Annotated in this window: 2 protein-coding genes and 1 pseudogene; 1 reads left to right on the top strand and 2 read right to left on the bottom strand. The window is 74.1% G+C overall.

All coding sequences use genetic code 11. The annotated features are described in order from the left end of the window. The coding region (locus H5J33_RS24445; RefSeq protein ID WP_258565366.1) for a hypothetical protein at nt 1-2,573 on the bottom strand (2,573 nt) is incomplete at its 3' end. Nucleotides 2,574-2,761: 188 nt separating this feature from the next. Beyond that, a complete protein-coding gene (locus H5J33_RS24440) occupies nt 2,762-3,454 on the bottom strand; it encodes a LuxR C-terminal-related transcriptional regulator (RefSeq protein ID WP_181797035.1) in 693 nt (230 codons plus the stop codon). A 280-nt stretch (nt 3,455-3,734) separates the two neighbouring features. Here H5J33_RS24440 and H5J33_RS24435 point away from each other — a divergent pair. After that, nucleotides 3,735-4,584, top strand: a pseudogene (locus H5J33_RS24435) (hydrolytic protein); the annotation flags it as partial.

Below are 4,584 nucleotides of genomic sequence, written 5' to 3'. Positions count from 1 at the left end.
ACCCTCTCGCTCGCCGGCTGCGGCGGTGCCGGCGGCACGGTGGGCGTCGGTGTCGGGGCCGGGGTCGTCGGCGGAGCCGTGGTCGGCGTGGGGGTGGGAGTGGGCGTGGGCGTGGGCGTGGGTGTGGGGGTCGGGGTCGGCGGCGGGGGCGTGCGCACCGGCACCACGGTCCGGCCGGCGTTGTCGCTGGGCAGCGGGTCGAGGACCGTACCGTCGACCGACCAGCCGACCGGCGCGTCCCCCGGGGTGACCCCGGTGAGGGTGACGTCCACGGGAACGGTCTCGCCGGGCGGCACCACGCCGAGGTGGCACTGGAGGGTCGCGGCGACGCAGTTGCCGCCGGGGTGGATGATCCGGGTGACGGTGACCCCGGCGGGCGGGTCGATGGTCAGCCGGGTGCCGGGAGAGGCGGCGGGGCCGTTGTTCACCACCTCGACGCGCACCGTGGTGGAGTCGCCGACGGTCACCTCCGGGACGGTGCCGGGCGCCCGGACGGCGAGGTCGACGGACTGCTGGACGCTGGGCTCCTTGTGCCGGCCCGGCAGGTCGTTGGTGAGCTTGGTCAGTTCGCCGGTGACGACGTTCAGCACCTTCAGCTTCTCCGGGCTGTTGACCGGCCGGCCGGGGCGGGAGCTGAGCACCAGGGACTTGCCGTCGGGCGTCCAGGCGGCGTCCCGGGGCTGGAACGGTCCGGGGTTCTCCGGCAGTTCGCGCAGGCAGGCGTCGGGCACGTCGCGGGCGGAACCGGGCAGCAGCACCCGGCAGTCCGCGCCGGTCACGGAGGTCACGATGATGCCGTTGCGCTCGTCGATCCGGCCGGCGCCGTTCTTGCGGTTGAAGGCGATGCTGAGCCCGTCGGGGGAGAACGCGGGGCTGTCGTCGATGACCGCGCAGGTGCCCGGGCAGATCTTCTCGCTCAGGTCGATCTGCTGGTCCGGGTTCTTCACGGGCACGGTCCAGATGTGCTTGTTGCCGCCGGCGCCGTAGACCAGCTCGTTGCGGGTGAAGGCCAGCATCGTGCCGTCGGGTGACCAGGTGGGCTGGGCGTCCTGGCCCTGGAGCTCTCCGCCGGGCGCGGCGATGGTGCCGGTGATCTTGCCGGAGGCGACGTCCGCGATGAGCACCCGGCTGGTCGGCGCGGCCCCGCCGGTGCCCGGCGAGATCCGGGTGAAGGCGAGGTACTTGCCGTCCGGGGAGAACGCCGGGTCGGTGTCCCGGATGCCCGGTCCGCGTCCGTCGAGCTTCAGCGCCTCCGGGTGGCCGCCGTCGGCGTCCGCCAGCCAGATCTCCTCGACGCGGCTGCCGGGGTCGCCCAGGAAACGGGTCACCACGATCCGGCGGCCGTCCGGGGTGTAGCTCTGCCGCTCGGTCCACGGGTCGTAGCCGGCCCGGGGCTGGAAGAGCGGGTCCTTCGTCGCGTCGGTGTTGGTGTCGGCCTCCGGGTCCTCCCTGAGGATCGTCAGGTTCAGGTCGCGGGGGTCGGCCCCGTCCGCCCTGATGTCCTGGAGCGTCACGGTGTGCGGGCCCTCGGCCGTGAGGTGCTCCACCACCGCCCGGCCGCCGTCCAGCGGGCCGAGCCAGGTGGGCGAGCCGTCCTCCCGGTCCTCGTTCAGCACCAGCCCGGGCGTCCCGGCGTCGTGCCGCTTGGCGCGGAAGACGTGGTCGTAGTCGCCCTCGCACGCGCAGGTGATCTCGGGGCTGAGGAACAGCACCTCGTCCCCGCCCGGCATCCAGGCCGGGGCGTGCGCCCGCCACTGCTCCCGGGTCCCGCCGAGCAGCGGCCCGTCGGTGGTGCCGGGACCGTTCGTCTCGCGCAGCTGCGACCGGCCGTCCTTGGTCGCGGTGTACGCGATGAGACCGTGGTGGCCGTCGTCGTCCACCGGGTTCCAGATCGGTTCGGTGGCCGCGCCGTTCGCGGGATCGGTGACCCGGCGGGGGGTGGCGGTGCCGTCCTCCAGGGGCCGTACGTAGATCTGCGCTCCGGCCGCCGCGTCCTCGTCGCTGGAGTACGCCAGCTGCTTCCCGTCCGGGGAGACCGTCGGGTACGTCTCGTTGGCGGGGCTGTTCGTGCGCCGGGTCAGCTCTTTGCCGTCGGTGCGCACCTGCCACACGTCGCGCTGTGTCTTGCCGTCCGGGCCGCCGGGCTCGGCCGCGTCGAAGACCACGAAGGAGCCGTCGGACGACAGCCGGGGGTGGGCCGCGTCCATGCCCCAGGTGAGGCGGTGCACCTGACCGTCCGCGGACCGCAGATAGATCTGCGGGTCCTTCTCGTCGCGGCGGCTGGCGAAGACCATCTGGTCGCCCATGGCGGACGGCTGGATGTCGTTGTGGGCCGGGCCGGTGTCGAACAGCGGGGCGCTGGTCTTGTCGTCGGTGGGCACGCCGAGACTGCGGTGCCGGGTGCCGGCGAACGCGATCCGGGTCTCCGGAGCCGTGGTGGCCACCCGCGGCGAGGCGTCGGCGGTGCCGCTCCCGCCGGAGGCCGCGGTCGCGCCGAGCAGGGGGATCAGCAACAGCGCCGACGCGCCGAGCCGCCCCAGGCGGTACCGCCCGCCGGGGCCAGCGGTTCCCATCAAGGTCCCCCTCGCAGTCTGGTGCGGCAATCCGGGTGTGCCCCCGCCACCCTGTCCCGGACGCGTGCGGCGGCGGGAGGGCGGCGGGGCCATACCCGGGGGAAACGCGCGGTGCGCTTTCGGGCAGCGCGCGTTGCCCGGGTGGACCGTCAAGCCGGACCGGCCCGTTGTGCGGACGGGCCGTCCGGTCAGATCAGCCCGTTGCGCAGCGCGTAGCCGACCGCGTGGGCCCGGTTGCGCAGCTGTAGCCGGGTGATGACCTCGTGGAGGATGTTCTTGACGGTCCGTTCGGAGTACGACGTCTTGCGGGCGATCTCGGCGGTGTCCAGGCCCTCCGACACCATCCGCAGCATGTCCGCCTCCCGGGTGGTCAGCGTGGACAGGGACAGCCCCCGGGGATCGAGCGCCGACCGCTGGAGGCTGCCCACATGGCTGAGGAGCTTGCCGAGCAGGTCGCCGGGCAGGACGCCCTCGCCATTGGCTATGGCCAGGACGAGCCGCAGCAGCTGGTCCTGGTCGGCCTCGGCGCGCCGCAGCACCGCCGCGACCCCGCACTCGATGACGCGTTGCAGCGAGCCGGAGCCGAGGGTGGCGACCACCAGGCCGGTGCGGGTGGCGGTGTTGTGCCGCAGCCGGTGCAGCAGCGTGGCCACGTCGTCGTCGACGTGGTCCACGACCACCAGCGACACCTGGGCCCGTTCGGCGTCGGCGTCGGCCAGCAGGTCGATCTCGGGGCGCTGCCGCAGTTGCTGGACGACGCCCAGGCGCAGCACCGGGTCGGCGGCGTACACGGCCACGGTGACCCGGTCCAGGCGGTCGGCGGCCGGGGTCCGGTGCGAGGTCCAGGCCGGGATCGGCCCGGTGGAGGTGGTGGCGGGCATGGCCGGCCCGGCTTTGTCAGAGCTGGACATAAGGGGTACCTGTCTGAAGAGAACTGGTCGGAGGTTGCGGGGGCGGGGGACAAGCGCCGCGGAACGGCGCACCCGGGACGGCGGCCGCTCAATGAGCCGCTGCCCTCGGGGAGTTGACGGGTGACCTCCGGGGCACCGGGACTGCCCGGGCATTGCCCTCGCGCTTCTCGTCGCGTGAGCGGGCCCGGACTACCGTGCTGGCGTGACGCCTTCTGCAGCCTCTTCCAGCCCCGGCGCTCCCGGCCTCGACATTCCGGAAGTGACCGTGGCGCCGGGGGACATCGCCACGACCACCGTGACCGTGCGCAACGACAGCGACATCGTCGAGGCGTACAGCCTGGAGATCGTCGGGGACTGCGCGGCCTGGACCACCGTGGAGCCCGCGCGGGTCTCCCTGTATCCGGGCACCTCGGAGACGGTGACGCTCCGGCTGGAGCCCCCGCGGTCCCCGGAGGTCCGGGCCGGTGAGGTGCCCCTCGGGGTACGGGTGCTGCCGGCCGAGCACCCCGAGTCGGTGCGGGTGCTGGAGACCACCGTGCGCATCGGGGCGTTCCACGAGCTGCACAGCGAGCTGACCCCGCGCCGGCGGCGCGGCTGGCTGCGCGGGCGGTACCGGCTGGCGGTGCGCAACCAGGGCAACACCCCCGTGCGGGTCGGCTTCACCCCCGGCCAGGCGGGCGAGGAGCTGGCGTTCGCCTTCACCCCGGCACAGCAGCCGCTGGAGCCCGGCGAGTCGGCGGAGATCGGCCTGCGGGTCCGCACCGGCAAGCCGGTGTGGTTCGGCGCCCCGGTGGTGTGGCCGTTCACGGTGGACGTCGCCGAGACCGGCGAGCAGGACGCGCCCGGGCCGGACGAGGCCGCCGTACGGGCGCCGCTGGACGCCGAGTTCGTCCAGATCCCGATCTTCCCCAAGTGGCTGCTCGCCCTGCTCGCGGCGCTGCTCGCGCTGTTGCTGGCCTGGTTCATGCTGGTCCGCCCGGCGGTGCGCAGCGCCGCCAAGGAAGCGGCCACCGCGGCGGTCCAGCCGCGGCCCACGCCCGCCGGGAGCGCCGGGGCTGGAAGAGGCTGCAGAAGGCGTCACGCCAGCACGGTAGTCCGGG

The organism is Streptomyces sp. WELS2, assembly GCF_013870595.1.
Lineage (GTDB): Bacteria > Actinomycetota > Actinomycetes > Streptomycetales > Streptomycetaceae > Streptomyces.
Note: the sequence above shows the minus strand (reverse complement) of the source record. Positions and strands in the feature narration are given on the sequence as shown.

What these genes read in the sequence shown, in the direction of transcription:
- H5J33_RS24440 (WP_181797035.1), bottom strand. Translation starts at nt 3,454, where the DNA reads ATGCCCGCCACCACCTCCACCGGGCCGATCCCGGCCTGGACCTCGCAC.